Source organism: Endozoicomonas sp. ALD068 (assembly GCF_049310145.1).
Lineage (GTDB): Bacteria > Pseudomonadota > Gammaproteobacteria > Pseudomonadales > Endozoicomonadaceae > Endozoicomonas_A.
The window spans coordinates 4,020,213-4,037,553 of the sequence record NZ_JBLYNU010000004.1 but is presented as its reverse complement, the minus strand read 5'-3'; the positions used below and the strand labels follow the sequence as shown (position 1 = coordinate 4,037,553).

Annotated in this window: 11 protein-coding genes; 2 read left to right on the top strand and 9 right to left on the bottom strand. The window is 48.2% G+C overall.

Features of this window, described 5'->3' with window-relative positions; genetic code table 11:
• Nucleotides 1-114: 114 nt before the first annotated feature.
• The 5 genes from ACO6V5_RS14260 to ACO6V5_RS14240 form a co-directional block, all read right to left on the bottom strand.
• Entirely contained in the window at nucleotides 115-1,788 is a 1,674-nt protein-coding gene (locus tag ACO6V5_RS14260) for a hypothetical protein (protein WP_422409197.1), read from the bottom strand.
• A 262-nt stretch (nucleotides 1,789-2,050) separates the two neighbouring features.
• Nucleotides 2,051-4,078 (bottom strand): hypothetical protein, encoded by a 2,028-nt coding sequence (locus ACO6V5_RS14255; protein WP_422140025.1) that lies wholly within the window; start codon nucleotides 4,076-4,078, stop codon nucleotides 2,051-2,053.
• 210 nt (nucleotides 4,079-4,288) lie between these two features.
• Nucleotides 4,289-6,391, bottom strand: coding sequence for a hypothetical protein (locus tag ACO6V5_RS14250; protein ID WP_422409195.1), 2,103 nt, complete (start codon nucleotides 6,389-6,391; stop codon nucleotides 4,289-4,291).
• A 170-nt stretch (nucleotides 6,392-6,561) separates the two neighbouring features.
• Nucleotides 6,562-8,208, bottom strand: coding sequence for a hypothetical protein (locus tag ACO6V5_RS14245; RefSeq protein WP_422132410.1), 1,647 nt, complete (start codon nucleotides 8,206-8,208; stop codon nucleotides 6,562-6,564).
• A gap of 178 nt (nucleotides 8,209-8,386) precedes the next feature.
• On the bottom strand, nucleotides 8,387-8,737 hold the full coding sequence (locus ACO6V5_RS14240; RefSeq protein WP_422132411.1) for a hypothetical protein: 351 nt from the start codon (nucleotides 8,735-8,737) through the stop codon (nucleotides 8,387-8,389).
• Here ACO6V5_RS14240 and ACO6V5_RS14235 point away from each other — a divergent pair.
• Nucleotides 8,736-9,662, top strand: coding sequence for a hypothetical protein (locus ACO6V5_RS14235; RefSeq protein WP_422409192.1), 927 nt, complete (start codon nucleotides 8,736-8,738; stop codon nucleotides 9,660-9,662). The genes ACO6V5_RS14240 and ACO6V5_RS14235 overlap by 2 nt on opposite strands.
• Complete coding sequence (locus tag ACO6V5_RS14230) at nucleotides 9,647-10,399, top strand: HIRAN domain-containing protein (protein WP_422409190.1); 753 nt, start codon at nucleotides 9,647-9,649, stop codon at nucleotides 10,397-10,399. The genes ACO6V5_RS14235 and ACO6V5_RS14230 overlap by 16 nt, the downstream gene beginning before the upstream one ends.
• A 441-nt stretch (nucleotides 10,400-10,840) precedes the next feature.
• On the opposite strand, the gene ACO6V5_RS14225 is transcribed toward ACO6V5_RS14230, so the two are convergent.
• From ACO6V5_RS14225 to ACO6V5_RS14210, 4 genes are all read right to left on the bottom strand, one after another.
• On the bottom strand, nucleotides 10,841-12,949 hold the full coding sequence (locus ACO6V5_RS14225; RefSeq protein ID WP_422409188.1) for a hypothetical protein: 2,109 nt from the start codon (nucleotides 12,947-12,949) through the stop codon (nucleotides 10,841-10,843).
• Nucleotides 12,950-13,122: 173 nt separating this feature from the next.
• Complete coding sequence (locus ACO6V5_RS14220; RefSeq protein WP_422409186.1) at nucleotides 13,123-15,087, bottom strand: hypothetical protein; 1,965 nt, start codon at nucleotides 15,085-15,087, stop codon at nucleotides 13,123-13,125.
• A gap of 78 nt (nucleotides 15,088-15,165) precedes the next feature.
• Complete coding sequence (locus tag ACO6V5_RS14215; RefSeq protein WP_422132416.1) at nucleotides 15,166-15,384, bottom strand: hypothetical protein; 219 nt, start codon at nucleotides 15,382-15,384, stop codon at nucleotides 15,166-15,168.
• A gap of 56 nt (nucleotides 15,385-15,440) precedes the next feature.
• Entirely contained in the window at nucleotides 15,441-17,237 is a 1,797-nt protein-coding gene (locus ACO6V5_RS14210; protein ID WP_422140031.1) for a hypothetical protein, read from the bottom strand.
• Between the last annotated feature and the right edge of the window lie 104 nt (nucleotides 17,238-17,341).

The following is a 17,341-nucleotide window of genomic DNA, read 5'->3' as shown; positions in this document are numbered from 1 at the left end:
TATTTAATGATTTTATCCTTGCCTCCAGATATACAGAGAGGAAGGATAGATCAAGAAAGTAAGCCTGTTTTTTTGTCAGAAACCTTCTGTTAAAGGTCGTTACTTCCCATTATCTTATGGAGGGCTGAGACTGTCTTTCTGGTTTGTATCAACAGGCTTGCGTTTTCGATGCATTCTTTTGTGCACAGACAGGGTTTTGGCATTCTTGAAAACCTTTCCACATGGCCGGGGCTGACCATCCTTTCCGACCAGGGTCACATCACAGGTTTTTTGCCCACTGTGCTTTCTTTGTTTGTGATCTGACAGGATATAGGCATTCTTGAAGACCCTCCCACACAATTGTGGTTTACCATCCTTGCTGATCACGAGTACTGCACAGGTTTTTTGCCCGCTGTGGCATCCAGTCTTGTGAGATGAAAGGGCTTTGGCGTTCTTGCAGACCCTTCCGCATGGTCGCTGCTGGTGACCCTCTCCGACCACGATCACGTCACAAGTTTCTTGCTCGGTGTGGGCGTCTCTTTTGTGACTCGACAGGAGACCGGCATTCTTTAAGACCTTCCCGCAAGGCCGCAGCTGACCATTCTCATCGACCACGGTTACATCACAGGTTCTTTGCCCGGAGTGGGCGTTTTTTTTGTGATTCGACAGGGCGTCGGCATTCTTGCAGACCTTTCTGCATGGCCGTTCCTGACCATCCTCTTTGACCACTATGACGTCACAGGTTTGTTGCCCGGTGTGCGTCTTTCTTTTGTGATACCCAAGGGTGCTGGCATTCTTGCAGACCTTCCCGCATGGTCGCAGCTGACCATCCTTCCCGACCACGAGCGCGAGACAGGTTTTTTTACCGGAGTGGTATGCTCTTTTGTGATTCAAAAGGGAAAAAGCGCTCTTGTAGACTTTCTCGCAATTTCGTAGCTGACCATCCTCATCAAGTATTGTCAGGTTACAGGGGACTGGCACTGGAGCGGTTGTATTGACCGGGTTGTCATCAATGCCATGTCCCTGAAACAGTTGGCCAGAAGTGAATTGGAGTTGAATGGCAAAGAGATTATTTGATGTTTCATTTGCAGAATCAGAATGCCTGATGCAACGATGACAGAGACTATTATGGGGGCATAGGTTTTGTCCGGCTGTTGCTCCTGCAGGGCTTGTCAGACTTTCTTCAGATTTCAGCACCCTTTCAGTTGACCCTATGCTTTCGGAAGATGGTCGGAAGTTACAAACGCCATGACAAGGGTGAACGAAACAATCTATACCCAAAGTATGTGCGTGTTGTTGAGGGTCTTCGAAGCCGTCACCGGAGCCAGAAGACAGAGGGTTGGTGAAAGCACTTGTTGGTCGGCTGTTGGCTTGTGGGGCTTGTTGGCCAGATGATTCTCGTAGCTGGCTTTGTTGATGTGGTTGTTGTTGGTTATAGCCGGAGCCGTGCATCATAATAGTGATCGCAAAGGGCTGATTCCCCTGTGTCAACCTCATTTCTGATTGTTCAAACGGTTGAAACAGCGGTGAGTCGGGGTTCCAATAGCTTTTCAAAAGCCAGCCGACAGTGACAACCCCTTCTATCGGTAGCCACGAATAAGAGGTAGCACTCAGAGGAGGGGCTTTGCTGGTCATGATCAGCTCGAAGGCAACCAGCAAATTCGTGGCGTAAAGTAACTGCCGGGAAATCGACTCAATGAGGGTTGTTTTTATTTCGTAACTGAAAAATTTTTGTCGTTTATCATCACAGGGTAAATCTGGTGTTTTAAAACAGTTTCTTTCGGAGATATTCGATATAATATACGACATTAAGCGTTTATTTGACTTTATAGAAAAGCTCTGTTTTGAAAAAATTGCATCCTGTTGAATCTCGACAATAAAGCGTCTGGTCAAGGTTTCGGCCTGGCAGGCGACAGTCAGCAAAAGTGGCAGCAGAGGAGCCGCTAAGAGTGAGTATTTAATGATTTTATCCTTGCCTCGGGGTGTACAGAGAGGAAGGATAGATCAAGAAAGCAAGCGTGTTTTTCTTTCAAAAACCTTCTGCTAAAGGTTTTTGCTTATTCACTTTACCTTATGGAGGGCTGACAGCGTCTTTCTGGTTCGCAGCAACAGGCTTGCGCTTTCGGTGTATTCTTTTGTGCACAGACAGGGCTTTGGCATTCTTGTAAACCCTTCCACATGGCCATTGCTTGCCATCCTCCCCGACCGTCATAACGTCACAGGCTTGTAGCCCGGTGTGAGGCCTTCTTTTGTGATCACATAGAGCGCTGACATTCTTGTAGACCTTCCCGCATGGCCGCTGCAGGCCATACTCATCGACCACGATCACATCACAGGTTTTTTGCTCGCTGTGGTATCCAAGTTTGTGAATCCATAAAGCTTTGGCGTTCTTGCAGACCGTTCCGCAAGGTCGCTGCTGGTCATTCTCTTCGACCACGGTCAGGTTACAGGTTTTTTTCCCGGTGTGCTGGTTAAATTTATGACACGAGAAAGATTGAGCACTCTTGCAGAGTTTTCCGCATGGCCGCGGCTGACCATCTTTCCCGACCACGATCAGGTCACAGGTTCTTTGAGCGGTGTGGGCGTTTCTTTTGTGATGCGACAGGGTGATGGAATTCTTGCATACCCTCCCGCATGGTTGCGGTTTATCATCTTTGCCGACCACGATCACTTCACAGGTTTTTTGCCCGCTGTGGTATCCACGCTTGTGAAACGACAAGGCTCTGGTGCTCTTGCAGACCGTTCCGCAAGGTCGCTGCTGGCCATCCTTTTCGACCACTGTCACGTCACAGGTTTGTTGCCCGGTGTGGGTCCTTATCTTGTGATTCGACAGGGCACCGGCATTTTTCCAGACCGTTCCGCAAGGTCGCTGCTGGCCGTCCTCTTCGACCACTGTAAAGTTGCAGGTTTGTTGCCCGCTGTGGACCCTTCTTCTGTGATTCGACAGGTTACTGGCATTTTTGCAGACTTCCCCGCATGGTCGCAGCCGACCATCCTTCTCGACTACGGTCGCGAGACAGGTTTTTTTGCCGGTGTGGATTTTTCTTTGGTGATTCAAAAGGGATGCAACACTCTTGTAGACTTTCTCGCAATTGCGAAGCTCGCCATCCTCATCGACCATTGTCAGGTGACAGCTGACTTGTTCCAAAGCGGCGGTTGTATTGACCGGTTTGTCATCAATGCCATGTACCTGAAATTGGTCGCCAGAAGCCCATTGGAGTTCAATGATAGAGGGATCACTTGATGTTTCATTTGCAGGATCAAAATTCCAGATGCAACCATAGCAGAGACAATTATGGGGGCATGAGTTTTGTCCGGGTTTTGCTTCTGTAAGTCTTGCCAGACTTTCTTCAGAATTCAGTGACCTTTCATCTGGCCCCATGTTTTCGAAAGATGATCGGAATATACAAATGCCATAACAGGGGTGGACGAAACAATCTAAACCTAAAGTATGTGCTTGTTGTTGAGGGTCTCCGAAGCCGTCACCAAAGCCAGAATACAGAGGGCTGGTGAAAGAGCCTGTTTGTTGGCTGATGGCTTGTGGTGCTTGTTGGCCAGATGACTCTGATAGCTGGCTTTGTTGTTGTGGTTGTTGTTGGTTATATCCGGAGCCGTGCATCATAGTAGTGATTGCAATGGGCTCATTCCCCCGTGCCAACCTCACTCCTGATTGTTTAATCGGTTTAAAAAACGATGAGTCGGGGTTCCAATAGTTTTTCAAAAGCCAGCCGACAGTGACAATCCCTTCTACTGGTGAGCATGAATAAGAGGTAGAACCCGGAGGGTGGGTTTTGCTGGTCATGATCAGTTCGAAGGTAACCAGTAAATTCGTGGCATAAAGCAACTGCCATGAGATCGATTCAATGAAGGTTGTTTTTACTTCGTAACTGAAAAATCTTTGTCGTTTATCATCAGAGGGTAAATCTGGTCTTTTAAAGCCGTTTTTTTCGGTAATATCTGACGGGTTATCCGACAATGCACGTTGGTCTTGCTTTAAAGAAAAACTCTGGTTTGAAAAAGCTGCATCCTGTTGAAGCTCGACAATATAGCGTCCGGTCAAGGTTTCGGCCCGACAGGCGACAGTCAGCAAAAGTAGCAACAGAGGTGCCGCGAAGAGTGAGTATTTAATGATCTTATCCTTGCCTCCGGATATAGAGCGGGTCGCAAAACTCTGGTTTCCATGCTCTCAGGCCCTGTGGGTCGCAGCGTGGGAACGATTTGTTGGAGTTTCGTGACACCTTCTATACAGAGAGGAAGGATAGATCAAGAAAAAACCTTCTGCTTAAGGTCGTTGCTTATTCACATTACCTTATGGAGGGCTGAGGCCGTCTTTCTGGTTCGTATCAACAGGCTTGCGTTTGCGATGTGTTCTTTTGTGCACAGACAGTGTTTTGGCATTCTTGTAAACCTTTCCACACAGGCGCTGTTGGCCATCCTCATCGGCCACGGTCACATCACAGGTTTTTTGCCCGGTGTGGGCGTTTTTTTTGTGATCCCAGAGGACATGTCTATTCTTGTAGACCTTCCCGCACGGTCGTTGCTGGCCATCCTCATCGGCTACTATCACATCACAGGTTTTTTGCCCGGTGTGCTCGCTTCTTTTATGATCACCAAGAGCTTGGATATTTTTGCAAACCTTTCCGCATGGCCTTCGCTCGCCATCCTTCCCAACCATCATAACGTCACAGGTTTGTTGCCCGGTGTGGGTACCTCTTTTGTGATCATAAAGGGCTATGGTATTCTTGCAAACCTTCGCGCATGGCCGTCGCTCACCATCCTCCCCAACCATCATAAAGTCACAGGTTTGTTGCCCGGTGTGGGCGCTTTTTTTGTGATACCCCAGGGCGCTGACATTTTTGAAGACCTTGCCGCATGCTCGAGGTTGGCCATCTTCTCCTGTCTCGGTTACTTTACAGGTTTGTTGCCCGGAGTGGTATCTGTTTCTGTGATTCGTCAGGGCTCCAACATTCTTGCAGATCAGCGTGCATGGCCTTTGCTGGCCATCCTCTCCGAGCATCATAACGTTACAGGTTTGTTGCCCGGTGTGAGCGCTTCTTTCGTGATACCGTAGAGCGTGGACATTCATGCACACCTTCCCGCATAGCCGCTGCTGGCTATCCTCATCGGCAAGGATCATAGTGCAGATTCTTTGCCCCATGTGCTTTCTTTTTTTATGATCTGAGAGGATAATGGCATTCTTGCAGACTCTCCCGCATGGTTGCGTTATACCATCCTCTCCGACCACGATTACTTCACAGATTTGCTGCCCAGTGTGCATTTTTCTTTTGTGGCCCGACAGGGCACTGGCATTTTTCCAGACCTCCCCGCATGGTCGCAGTCGGCCATCCTCTCCGAACACGGGTGCGAGACAGGTTTTTTTGCCAGTGTGGATTTTTCTTTGGTGATTCAAAAGGGATTGAACACTCTTGTAGACTCTCTCGCAACACCGTAACTGGCGATCCTCATCGACCATTGTCCGGTTACAGCTGACTTGCTCTGCAGGGGCGGTTGTATTGACCGGGTTGTCATCAATACCATATACCTGAAATAGATGGTCAGAAGCCCATTGGAGTTGAATAGCAAAGGGGTCATTTGATGTTTCATTTGCAGGATCAGAATGCCAGATGCAACGATAGCAGAGACAATTATGGGGGCATGAGTTTTGCCCAGGTACTGCTCCTGATAGGCTTGCCAGACTTTCTTCAAAATTCAGCGACCTTTCATCTGGCCCCATGTTTTCGAAAGATGGTCGGAATTTACAAATGCCATGACAGGGGTGGACGAAACAATCTAAACCCAAAGTATGTGCGTGTTGTTGAGGGTCTGCGTAGCCGTCACCGGAGCCAGAAGACAGAGGGTCGGTGAAAGAGCCTGTTTGTTGGCTGGTGGCTTGCGGGGCTTGTTGGCCAGATGACTCTGATAGCTGGCTTTGTTGTTGTGATTGTTGTTGGTCATATCCGGAGCCGTGCATCATAGTGGTGATTGCAAAAGGCTGATTCCCCTGTGTCAACCTCATTTCTGATTGTTCAATCGGTTTAAACAGTGCCGGGTCGGGGTTCCAATAGCTTTCCAAAAGCCAGCCGACAGTGACAATCCCTTCTATTGGTGGCCATGAATAAGCACGGGCACCCACAGAAGAGGCTTTGCTGGTCATGATCAGTTCGAAGACAAGCAACAAATTCGTGGCGTAAAGCAACTGCCGGGAAATCGACTCAATGAGGGTTGCTTTTACTTCGTAACTGAAAAAACTTTGTCGTTTATAATCAGAGGGTAAATCTGATCTTTTAAAGCCATTTTTATCGGTAATATCTGACGGGTTATCCGACAATGCACGTTGGTCTTGATTTATGGAAAAACTCTGCTTTGAAAAAGCTGCATCCTGTTGAAGCTCGACGACATAGCGTCTGGTCAAGGTTTCGGCCTGACAGGCGACAGTCAGCAGAAGTAGCAGCAGAGCTGTCGCAAAGAGTAAGTATTTAATGATTTTATCCTTGCTTCCGGATATACAGAGAGGAAGGATAGATCAAGAAAGCAGGCGTGTTTTTCTGTTAAAAAACCTTCTGCTAAGGGGCGTTACTTACCTTATGGAGGGCTGTGACCGTCTTTCTGGTTGGTATCAACAGGCTTGCGTTTGCGATGTGTTCTTTTGTGAATAGCCAGTGTTTTGGCATTCTTGTAAACTTTTCCACATGGCTGCTGTTGGCCATCCTCGTCGGCCACGATCACATCACAGGTTTTTTGCCCGGTGTGAGTGTTTTTTTTGTGATACCTTAGAGCACTGACATTCTTGTATACCTTTCCGCAAGGTCGCTGCTGGCCATCCTTTCCGATCAGGATTACGTCACAGGTTTTTTGCCCGGTGTGGTGACTGAATTTATGACACGAGAGGGATTGAGCACTCTTGCAGAGTTTCCCACATGTCTGCGGCTGACCATCCTCCCCGACCACGGTCATATCACAGGTTCTTTGTCCGGTGTGGGCGCATTTTTTGTGATTCGACAGGGCGCTGGCATTCATGCAGACCTTTCCGCATGGCCGTTCCTGACCATCCTCTGTGACCATTATGACTTCACAGGTTTGCTGCCCACTGTGGGCCCTTCTTTTGTGATTCGACAGGGCACCGGCATTTTTCGAGACCTCCCCGCATGGTCGCAGTCGGCCATCCTTCCCGACTACCGGCACGAGACAGGTTTTTTTACCGGAGTGGACTTTTCCTTTGTGATTCAAAAGGGTTTTGATACTCCTGTAGACTTTCTCGCAATTCCGTAGCTGGCCATCCTTACCGACTATTGTCAGGTCACAGGTGACTTGCTCTGCAGGGGCGGTTGTATTGACCGGGTTGTCATCAATGCCATCTAACTGAAATAGTTGGCCAGAAGTGCATTTGAGTTCAATGGCAAAGGGATCATTTGATCTTTCATTTTCAGGATCAAAATGCCATATGCAACGAAAGCAGAGACAGTCATGGGGGCATGGGTTTTGTCCGGGTGTTACTTCTGTATAGCTTGCCAGACTTTCTTCAAAATTCAGCCAGCTTTCATCTGGCTCTGTGTTTTCGAAAGATGGTCGGAATTCACAAACGCCATAACAGGGGTATACGAAACAATCTAAACCTAAAGTATGTGTGTCTTGTTGAGGGTCTCCGTAGCCGTCACCGGTGCCAGAAAACAGAGGGCTGGTGAAAGCGCCTGTTTGTTGGCTGGTGGCTTGCGGGGCCTGTTGGCCAGATGATTCTGATAGCTGGCTTTGTTGTTGTGGTTGTTGTTGTTGGTCATAGCCGGAGCCGTGCATCATAGTAGTGATTGCAAAAGGCTGATTCCCTTGTGACAACCTCATTTCTGATTGTTCAATCGGTTTAAACAGCAGTGAGTCGGGGTTCCAATAGCTTTTCAAAAGCCAGCCGACAGTGACAATGCCTTCTGCGGGGAGCCATGAATAAGTAGCACCCAGAGGGGGGGCTTTGCTGGTCATGATCAGTTCGAAAGCAAGCAGCAAATTCGAGGCGTAAAGCAACTGCCAGGAAATCGATTCAATGAGGGTTGTTTTTACTTCGTAATTGAGAAATCTTTGTCGTTTATTATCAGAGGGTAAATCTGGTCTTTTAAAGCCGTTTTTGCCGTCAATATCTGACGGTTTATCCGACAGTGAACGCTGGTCTGGCTTTATAGAAAAACTCTGGTTTGAAAAAGCTGTATTCTGTTGAAGCTCAACAACATAACGTCTGGTCAAGGTTTCGGACTGACAGGCGACAGCCAGAAAAAGTAGCAGCAGAGTTGTCGCAGAGAGTGAGTATTTAATGATTTTATCCTTGCCTCCGGTTGTACAGAGAGGAAGGATAGATCAAGAAAGCAAGCGTGATTATCTTTCAAAAACCTTCTGCCAAGGGTCGTTACTTATTCACATTACCTTATGGAGGGCTGAGACCGTCTTTCTGGTTTGTATCAACGGGCTTGCGTTTTTGATGTGTTTTTTTGTGCCTGGACAGGGTAATTGCATTCTTGCAAACCTTTCCACATTGCTGCGGCTGTCCATCCTCCCGGACCAGGGTCACATCACAAGTTTGTTGCCCGGTGTGGTATTTGCTTTTGTGGCATAACAGGGCTCGAACATTCTTGCAGACTATTCCGCATGGTCGTGGTTGGCTGTCCTTCCCGAGTATTATAACCTTGCAGGTTTGGTGCCCGGAGTGGCTACTTCCCATGCTAATGAACGGCCAGGTCACCGTTAAATAACCCAAGAAAGCCAGGAAACCCGGCATGACAACACCCTATAAAATCATCGATATCAGGGAGGAGATGGACTCGCCGGAGGATCTCGGCACCAAGGAGAAATCCTGGTATACCTGGCAGAAACAGAAATGGCTGTTTAAAAAGTCACGCCCGTTAACCGGGGAGCACTGGTCGGAAAAGGTGGCAGAGCAACTTTGCGTGCAGTTGGGTATTCTCCACGCCACCTATGAGATGGCCCGCTTTCAGGGCAATATTGGTGTCACCAGCCCAAGCATTATTACTGATCGTACCCGTTGGCGGATGACTTTGGGTAACCAGCTGTTAATGTCCACTGATAACACCTATCCCGGCGATGAACAACAACGGTTTGTCCGGGTCAGAGAACATACGGTGGCACGGGTAATGGGTATTCTTGAAACCGCAAAAAGTGGTATTCTTCCGCCCTTTAAGGAGAAATTCCCCGAGTTTATGGATGCTGCTGGCGTGTTTACCGGCTACCTTATGCTGGATGCACTGATCAGCAATCAGGATCGGCACCATGAAAACTGGGCGGTTTTACTGGACGATGCCAGCGGTAAAAAGTACCTTTGCCCAACTTATGATCACGCTTCCAGCCTTGGCTGCACAGAGCGGGATGATACCCGGCAGAAACGCCTGTCCACAAAGGACCGGGGGTTTTCCGTTGCGGCATACGTCAGGAAAGCCAGTTGTGCGCTCTATAGGTCCAAAGCCGACAACAAACCATTGAAAACCATGGATGCTTTTATTATTGCCAAAGAAATGCAGCCCCGGGCTGCAGGCTTCTGGCTGAAAAAACTCAGCTTGCTGTCCGAGGCTGAAATAGGTCAGCTACTACAGCGGATACCAGAGGAGGTAACAACCCCCATAGCCATTCAATTTGCTGAACAAATGATTTTAGAAAATAGAAGGAGTCTACTATGCACACATCGTTAAACAGCGTATTTTTAGCCTGGCAGGACCCGTTAAAAAGAGAGTGGCACCCGGTGGGCAAGTTGACTCGGAATGGCGATCATTACCAGTTTCAATACACTCGGGGAGCTGGCTATAGTGAACGGTTTACACCGTTTACCGGCATGGAGGATTTAACCAAGGTTTATCGGTCTGAACGGTTGTTCCCCCTGTTTGCCAATCGCCTGTTATCAGAACGTCGGCCTGAATATAAGCTTTTATTATCCTGGCTGGGCCTGGAGGGACAAAATTGCCCACTGCTTATCCTGGCCAAAACCGGTGGTACTAAAAGTACTGATAATTTGCAGGTCTTTCCTGAAGTGCAGCAGGATACATCGGGCTCCTTTGAATTCGACTTTTTTGTTCACGGCGTACGCTACGTTACGGACTCCGCCCGAGCCCGTATCAAAACCCTGCAATCCGGCGATCCGCTTCTACTGATGCAGGATATTCAGAACCCGGCAGATCACCAGGCGATCGCTATTCGCACCAGCGAGACACCCGAGATTGTTGGTTACTGCCCACGATATCTGGCGAAGGCCATTCATCAATTGATCGGTCAGAGAGCTGATCTCACACTTGCAGTCAACCGGGTTAATGACGATGCGCCTTTGTACTATCAGCTGATGTGCACACTGACAGTGAAGACAGAAGATACAAAACCACAGTGTAAACTTTTTGATGACGAAGAGCTTAAACCCTACTCACCCGCTTTAAGATGATACCGTGAATCATCATGCCAAATATGTGAACTCGACTACTTGTGAAAAAAATGACTTTGGGGCTGCAAGTACAACCATTTACTGACCACATGTCAGGATATGACCGGTCAGCATGATAAGCTTGTTGATAGTTATAAAGCCATTTTTGTCGGCAATGTCTGACTGATTATACGACAACGAACGCTGGTCTGTTTTTATAGAAAAACTCTGGTTTGAAAAAAACTGCATCCTGTTGAAGCTCGACAATAAAACGTCTGGTCAACGCTTCGGCCTGTCAGGCGACAGTCAGCGAAAGTAGCAGCAGGGGTGTTGCAAAGAGTGAGTATTTAATGATTTTATCCTTGCCTCTAAATATACAGAGAGGAAGGATAGATCAAGAAAGCAAGCGTGTTTTTCTGTCAAAAAACCTTCTGCTAAAGGTCGTTACTTATTCACATTACCTTACGGAGGGCTGAGACCGTCTTTGTGGTCCGCATCAACAGGTTTGCGTTTTCGATGTATTCTTTTGTGCTCAGACAGAGCTCTGACATTCTTGTAAACCTTTCCACATGGCTGCTGTTGGCCATCCTCGCCGACCAATATAGCGTTGCAGGTTTGTTGTCCGCTATGGTATCTGCTTTTGTGACATGACAGGGCTTGAATACTCTTGCAGACCTTTCCGCATGGCCGGGGTTGGCCATTCATTCCGACCACGGTTACGTCACAGTTTTGTTTCACGTTGTGGACGTTTCTTTTGTGGCACAACAAAGCTTTTTTATTCTCGAAGAGAGTCGCGCATGGCCGCTGTTGGCCGTCCTGCCCGACCACCATAAGGTCACAGATTTTTTGCCTGTGGGCGTTTCTTTTGTGGTCGTGCAGGATTTTAGCATTCCAGCAGACTTTTCCGCATGGGTGTGTTTGACCATCCTCCCCGACCACCATGAAGTCACAGATTTGTTGCCCGGTGTGGGAGTATTTTTTGTGATGCCAGAGGATCCGTTTATTCTTGTAGACCTTCCCGCATGGCCGCCGCTGGCCATCCTCTGTTACCATTACGACGTCACAGGTTTGTTGCACGGTGTGCTCATTTCTTTTGTGTTCCGACAGGCTTTCGGCACTCCTGCAGATCGTTCCACATAGTCGTGGTTGGCTGTCCTCTCTGAGTATTATAAAGTCGCAGGTTTGTTGCCCGGTGTGGGTGCTTCTTTTGTGATCGCAAAGGGCTCGGCTATTCTTGCAAATCTGTCTACATGGCCGTTGTTGCCCATCCTCCCCGACCATCATAACGTTACAGGTTTGTTGCCCGGAGTGGTCCTGTCTTTTGTGATTGGACAGGGCTTTAGTATTCTTACAGACTTTCCCGCATGTCCGTGGCTGGTTATCCTCCCCGGTTACTGTCTTGTTACAGGTCATTTGCTTGCTGTGAATGCCTCTTTTGTGCTCCGACAGGGTTTTGGCATTCTTGAAGACCTTCCCGCACGGTTGCTTTTGGCCATCCTCCCCGATTAGGGTTAAGTCACAGATTTTTTTCCCGGAATGGACTCTGCCTGCGTGTCCCAACAAGGCTTGTGTACTTCTGAAGACTTTTCCGCAAAGTCGCGACTGGCCACCACGCCCGACCACTATCAGATTACAGCTATATGCAAAATTGCTATCAATGCCATTTGGTTGAAATAGTTGGCCAAAAGCCCATTGGAGTTGAATGTCAGGAGGATCATTCGATGTTTCTTTTGCATTATCAGAATGTCTGATGCAACGATAGCAGTGACTATTGGCCAAATGGGGGCATGAGTTTTCCCAGTGTGTTGCTCCTGTATGGTTTACCAGACTTTCTTCAACATTCAGCGACCTTTGAACGGGGTCCACGTTTTCATAAGATGGCCGAAATTCGCAAACGCCATGACAGGGATGGACGAAACAATCTAAACCCAGAGTGTGTAAGTATTGTTGAGGGTCTCCGGAGCCGTTGCCATAGCCAGAATATTGAGGGTCGAAAAAAGAGCTTGCAGGTTGACTGGTGGCTTGAGAGGCTTGTTGGCCAGATGACTCTGATAGCTGGCCCTGCGGTTGGTTGTTTCCAGAGCCTTCCATCATAGTGGTGATCACAATCGGCTGATCCCACCGTGCCAACATAGATGTCATCTCTTGTTGTTCAATCTGATTAAACATCGGTGAATCGGGGTTCCAATAACTTTTTAAAAGCCAACCGACAACGACAACCGCTTCTACCGGCAGCCATGAATGGGAGGTGGCGTCCACAGGCATGCCTTTGGTGGTCAGGGTCAGTTCACGGGCAGCCAGCAGGTTCGCAGCGTAGAGCAACTGCCAGGATATCGACTCAATAATTGCTGCTCTAATACCGTAACTGTAAGGTTTGTGTCGTTTGACTTCAGGTGGCAGTTTCTTTTCTGAATGGTTGGTTTTATCTGCAATGTCTGGCAGATCACCCGGCAATGTGCGCCGGTGTGTTGTTATCGAAAAGCTCTGGTTTGAAAAACTTGTATCCTGTTGAAGCTCGACAATAAAACCCAATGTCAACGGTTCGGCCTGGCAGACGTCAGAGAGCAGCAACAGCAGCCCCGCAAAGATTGAGTGTTTAATAATTCTATCCCTGCATTCTGGTTTACAGAAAAGAAGGATAGATCAAAATAATAAGTGTGTTTTTCTTTCAAAAATCTTCTCTTTAAGATCGCTAATTAATTCTAGCTTCTGGAAGGCTGAGGTTACCGTCCTGTTAAAGATCGTTACTTACTCACTTTACCATTTGGAGGACTGAGGTCATCATCCTGGTCCACATCGACAGATTTGCGTTTTAGATGATATTTTCTTTTGTGATCAGAAAGGGTCAGATTATTCTTAAAGACCTTTCCGCACGGCCTCTGCTGGGCGTCTTTTTCAGCCATGATCACGTCGCAGGTTTGCTTCCCACCGTGGACTCTGTTTTTGTGAGCCCAGATGGTATAAGAATTCTTGCAGACCATCCCGCATGGCTGAGGCTGGCCATGTTCTCCAACAATCTTCACGTCACAGGTTCTTTGTAGGCTGTGGTTTCTTTTTTTGTGATCCGACAGGGTTCCAGCACTATTGCAGATCTTCCCACATGGCCGTTGCTGACCATTCTCTCCGACCACTGTTAGGTTACAGGTTTTTTGCCCGCTATGATTCCTTATTTTGTGACTCGAAAGGGCTAAAGCATTTTTGCAGACTCTCCCGCATGGCTGTTGTCGGCCATCTTTCCCAATCACTGTTGCGCCACAGGTTTTTTCCCCGGTGTGGTATCTGGATTTATGAGTCGAAAGGGCTCTAAAATTCTGGCAAACTGCCCCGCATGGCCGCTGCTGACCATCTTCCGTGACCTCTATTTCATCACAGGTTTTTCGTCCGGTGTGGCATCTGCCTTTGTGATCCGACAGGAAAACAGGGTTCCTGCAGACTTTCCCGCATGGCCGCTGCTGACCATCATTTCCAACCACAGCGACGTTACAGGTTTTTGGCCCACAATGGTATTTGCTTTTATGAGACGTCGGAGATTTGTCGTTTTTGCAAACCACCCCGCATGGTTGTTGTTCGCCACTCTCCCCGACCGCAGTCACCTCACAGTTTTTTTGCCTTGTATGGATTCTTCTTTTCTGATTCGACAGTGCTTGAGTACTTTGAAAGGCTTTCCCGAATTGCCGCAGATGGTCATCTTCCGCGACCACTACCGCGTTGCAGGTTGCTTGTTCGGCTGGAGCCCTTATATCGGTTGTGCCTGCACCCGTTGAGTCCGGGGCGACTCCTTCAAGGTTGCAGCTATTGGCCGGGTTGCCATCAATGTGAAGTGCCTGAGATAGTTCGCCAGAAAAACATTGGAGTCGAATGTCAGGGGAATCATTCGATGTTTCTTTTACAGGATCAGAATGACTGATGCAAAGATAGTAGTGTCTATTGGCCAAATAGGTAGATGAATTTTGTTTGGGTGTTGCTTTTGTAAGGTTTGTCAAGCCTTCAACAGGCGATCGAAATTTACAAACGCCATAACAGGGATGGACGAAACAATCTAAACCAAGAGTATGTTGCTGTTGTTGAGGGTTCTCGTTATCTTCGCCAGAGTCGGAATACAGAAGGCTGGTGAAATAGCCTATCGGATGGCTGGGGGCTGCTGCGGGGGCCTGCAGACCCGATGATCCTGAAGGCTGACCTTGTTGTTGGTTATTTCCAGAGCCAGGCATCATAGTGGTAATCACAAACGGGTGATCCTGACTTATCTCTTGTTGTCGAATCAGATTAAGCAGCAATGAATCCGGGTTCCAATAGCTTTTTAAAATCCAGCCGAAAGCGACAACCGTTTCTACTGGTAGCCACGAATAAGGGGCAGAGCTCAGAAGGGCATCTCTGGAGGTCAGGATCACTTCGAGGGCAACCAGTAGATTCGTGGCGTAAAGCAACTGCCGGGAAATCGACCCAATCAAGGTTGCTTTTACCTCATAATATTTTTGTCGTTTATAATAAGATGGTAAAACTTGTCCTGTATGGCGGCTTGTTTCGGCATTGACTGACGGGTTACCCGATAATCTCTGGTCTTTGTTTAATGGAAAGCTTTGGTTTGGAAAACCTGAATCCTGTTGAAACTCGACCATAAAGCGTCTTGTCAACGGATCGGCTTGAGCGGTGGCAGACAGGGAATGTAGTAGTAACAGCGATGCCACAAAAAGTGAGTGTTTAATCATTCTATCCTTGAGTTCCGGTCTACAGAGAGGAAGGATAGATCAAAAAAATAAGCGTGTTTTTCTGTCAAAAGCCTCCTGTTAAATATCGTTACTTACTTTACCTTTTGAAGGGCTGTGGTCATCGTGCTGCTCCAGATCAACAGGCTTGCGTTTTCGATGATATCTACTTTTGTGCTCAGACAGGGATTTAAGATTCCGGTAGACCTTCCCGCATCGTCGCCGCTGGCCATCCTTCGTGACCACCATCGAGTTACAGGTTTGTTCCCCGGTGTGGTCTTTTTTTTTGTGAAACCACAATGCTTGAGCGTTAAGGAAGATTTATAGTTTCTGTTAGAGATCATTGCTTTCTTGCTTTACTTTTTCGAGGGCTGAGGATCATCATCCTGATCCACATAAACAGACTTGCGCTTACGATGCGTTCTTTTGTGGTTAGCCAGGGCTCTGGCATTAATGCAAACCAATCCGCATGGCCGCTGTTGGCCATTCTCCCCGACCCATGTTAAGTGACAGGTTCGTTGTCCAGTGTGGAAGCTGCTTTTGTGGCTTGTTAGGGCTACCGCATTCTTGCAGACTGCCCCGCAAGGCTGTGGCTGGCCATTCTGCCCGATCACAGTGGCGTCACAGTTTTGTTGTTCGGTGTGGTATCTTCTTTTGTGATCCGAAAAGGCTCTGGCATTTTGGCAGACCGTTCCGCACGATCGCGGTTGGCCATCCTGACCGACCAGGGTCGCGTCACAGGTTTGTTGCCCGGTGTGGCATCTTCTTTTGTGATCCGACAAGGATTTAGCATTCTTGCAGATTATCCCGCATGGCCGCTGCTGGCCATCCTCCCCAATCACGGTTAGGTCACAGGTTTTTTGTCCGGTATGGTAATTGCTTTTGTGCTCTGAGAAGGTTTGAGCGTTTTTGCAGACCTTTCCGCATGTCCGCTGCTGGCCATCCTTCCCGATCACAGTCATTTGACAGGTTTGTTGCCCGTTGAGGTCTCTGCCCCTGCGATGCACCCGGGCCTGAGCATTTTTGCAGATGGTTCCACATGGCCGCTGTTGGCCATCCTCCCGGAACATCATTGAGTCACAGGTTTTTTGCCTGCTGTGGTATCTTCTCTTGTGAGTCGAAAGGGCTATAGCATTCTTGCAGACTTTCCTGCATGGCTGGGGCTGACCATCCTGCCCAATCACGGTTACTTCACAGGTTTGTTGTCCGGTGTGGTATCTTCTTTTGTGATCCGAGAAGGCTTTATTACTCTTGCAGACCATTCCGCATGTCCGCTGCTGACCATCCTTCCTGACCAACGTCAGGTTACAGGTTTTTTGCCCGGAGTGGTGTCTTATTCTGTGATCCGTCAGGGCTTTAGCAGTCTTGCAGACTTTCTCGCATGGCAGCTGCTGGCCATCAGTGCCGACCGATGTTAATTGACAGGTTTTTTGTCCAGTGTGGAAGCTGCTTTTGTGAGACGCCAGGGCTCCAGCATTCTTGCAGACCACCCGGCAAGGCTGCGGTTGCTCATTCTGCCCGGTCACAGTCGCGTCACAGCTTTGTTGTTCGGTGTGGTATCTTTTTTTGTGAGTCCAGAGGGCCTTGGCATTCTTGTAGAACTTCCCACATTGGCGCAGCTGGCCATCTTCATCGACTTCTATCAGGTTACAGATTACTTGCCCGGTGGGCCGGGTTTTATCTGATCTTAATCTACAGGCGCCATGACAGGGATAGACGAAACAATTTAAGCCCAAAGTATGTGTGTGTTGTTGTGGGTCTCCGTTACCGTCAGCAGATTCAGAATTCAGGAGACTGGAGACGAAGCCTGTAGCACGGGTGGTGGTTTTTGGGACTTGATGGCGGGATGATTCTGTTGGCTGACGTTGTTGCTGCTCATGTCCCGAGCCGTGCATTATAGTGGTGGCCCCGGCAGTCAGGATCAGTTCATAAACAATCAGAAGGTTCGTGGCATAAAGCCCTGGCCACGAAATCAACTCTGACGGGCCCGGTAACCTCAGCTGGTCAGGCTTTACAGAAAAGATCTGCTTTTGAGAACCTGTATTCTCCTCAAACGCGACAATAAAACGTCCTGTCAAAGGTTCGGCCATACACACTGCAGCAAACAACAATAGTAAGAACAGCGGTGCTGCAAAGGGTGAATATTTAATCATTCTATCCTTGCTTTGCGGGTTACAGATGGGAAAGGATAGATCATGAAATGAGCATTTTTTGCAATTGAAGATCTTCTGCAATAAACCAGAGATTTACTGGCAAA

Bases quoted from the DNA above. Each gene is read 5' to 3' on its own strand.
- ACO6V5_RS14235 (WP_422409192.1), top strand. From the start codon at position 8,736: ATGACAACACCCTATAAAATCATCGATATCAGGGAGGAGATGGACTCG.
- ACO6V5_RS14260 (WP_422409197.1), bottom strand. From the start codon at position 1,788: ATGTCGTATATTATATCGAATATCTCCGAAAGAAACTGTTTTAAAACA.
- ACO6V5_RS14210 (WP_422140031.1), bottom strand. From the start codon at position 17,237: ATGATTAAATATTCACCCTTTGCAGCACCGCTGTTCTTACTATTGTTG.
- ACO6V5_RS14220 (WP_422409186.1), bottom strand. From the start codon at position 15,087: ATGATTAAACACTCACTTTTTGTGGCATCGCTGTTACTACTACATTCC.
- ACO6V5_RS14230 (WP_422409190.1), top strand. From the start codon at position 9,647: ATGCACACATCGTTAAACAGCGTATTTTTAGCCTGGCAGGACCCGTTA.
- ACO6V5_RS14240 (WP_422132411.1), bottom strand. From the start codon at position 8,737: ATGCCGGGTTTCCTGGCTTTCTTGGGTTATTTAACGGTGACCTGGCCG.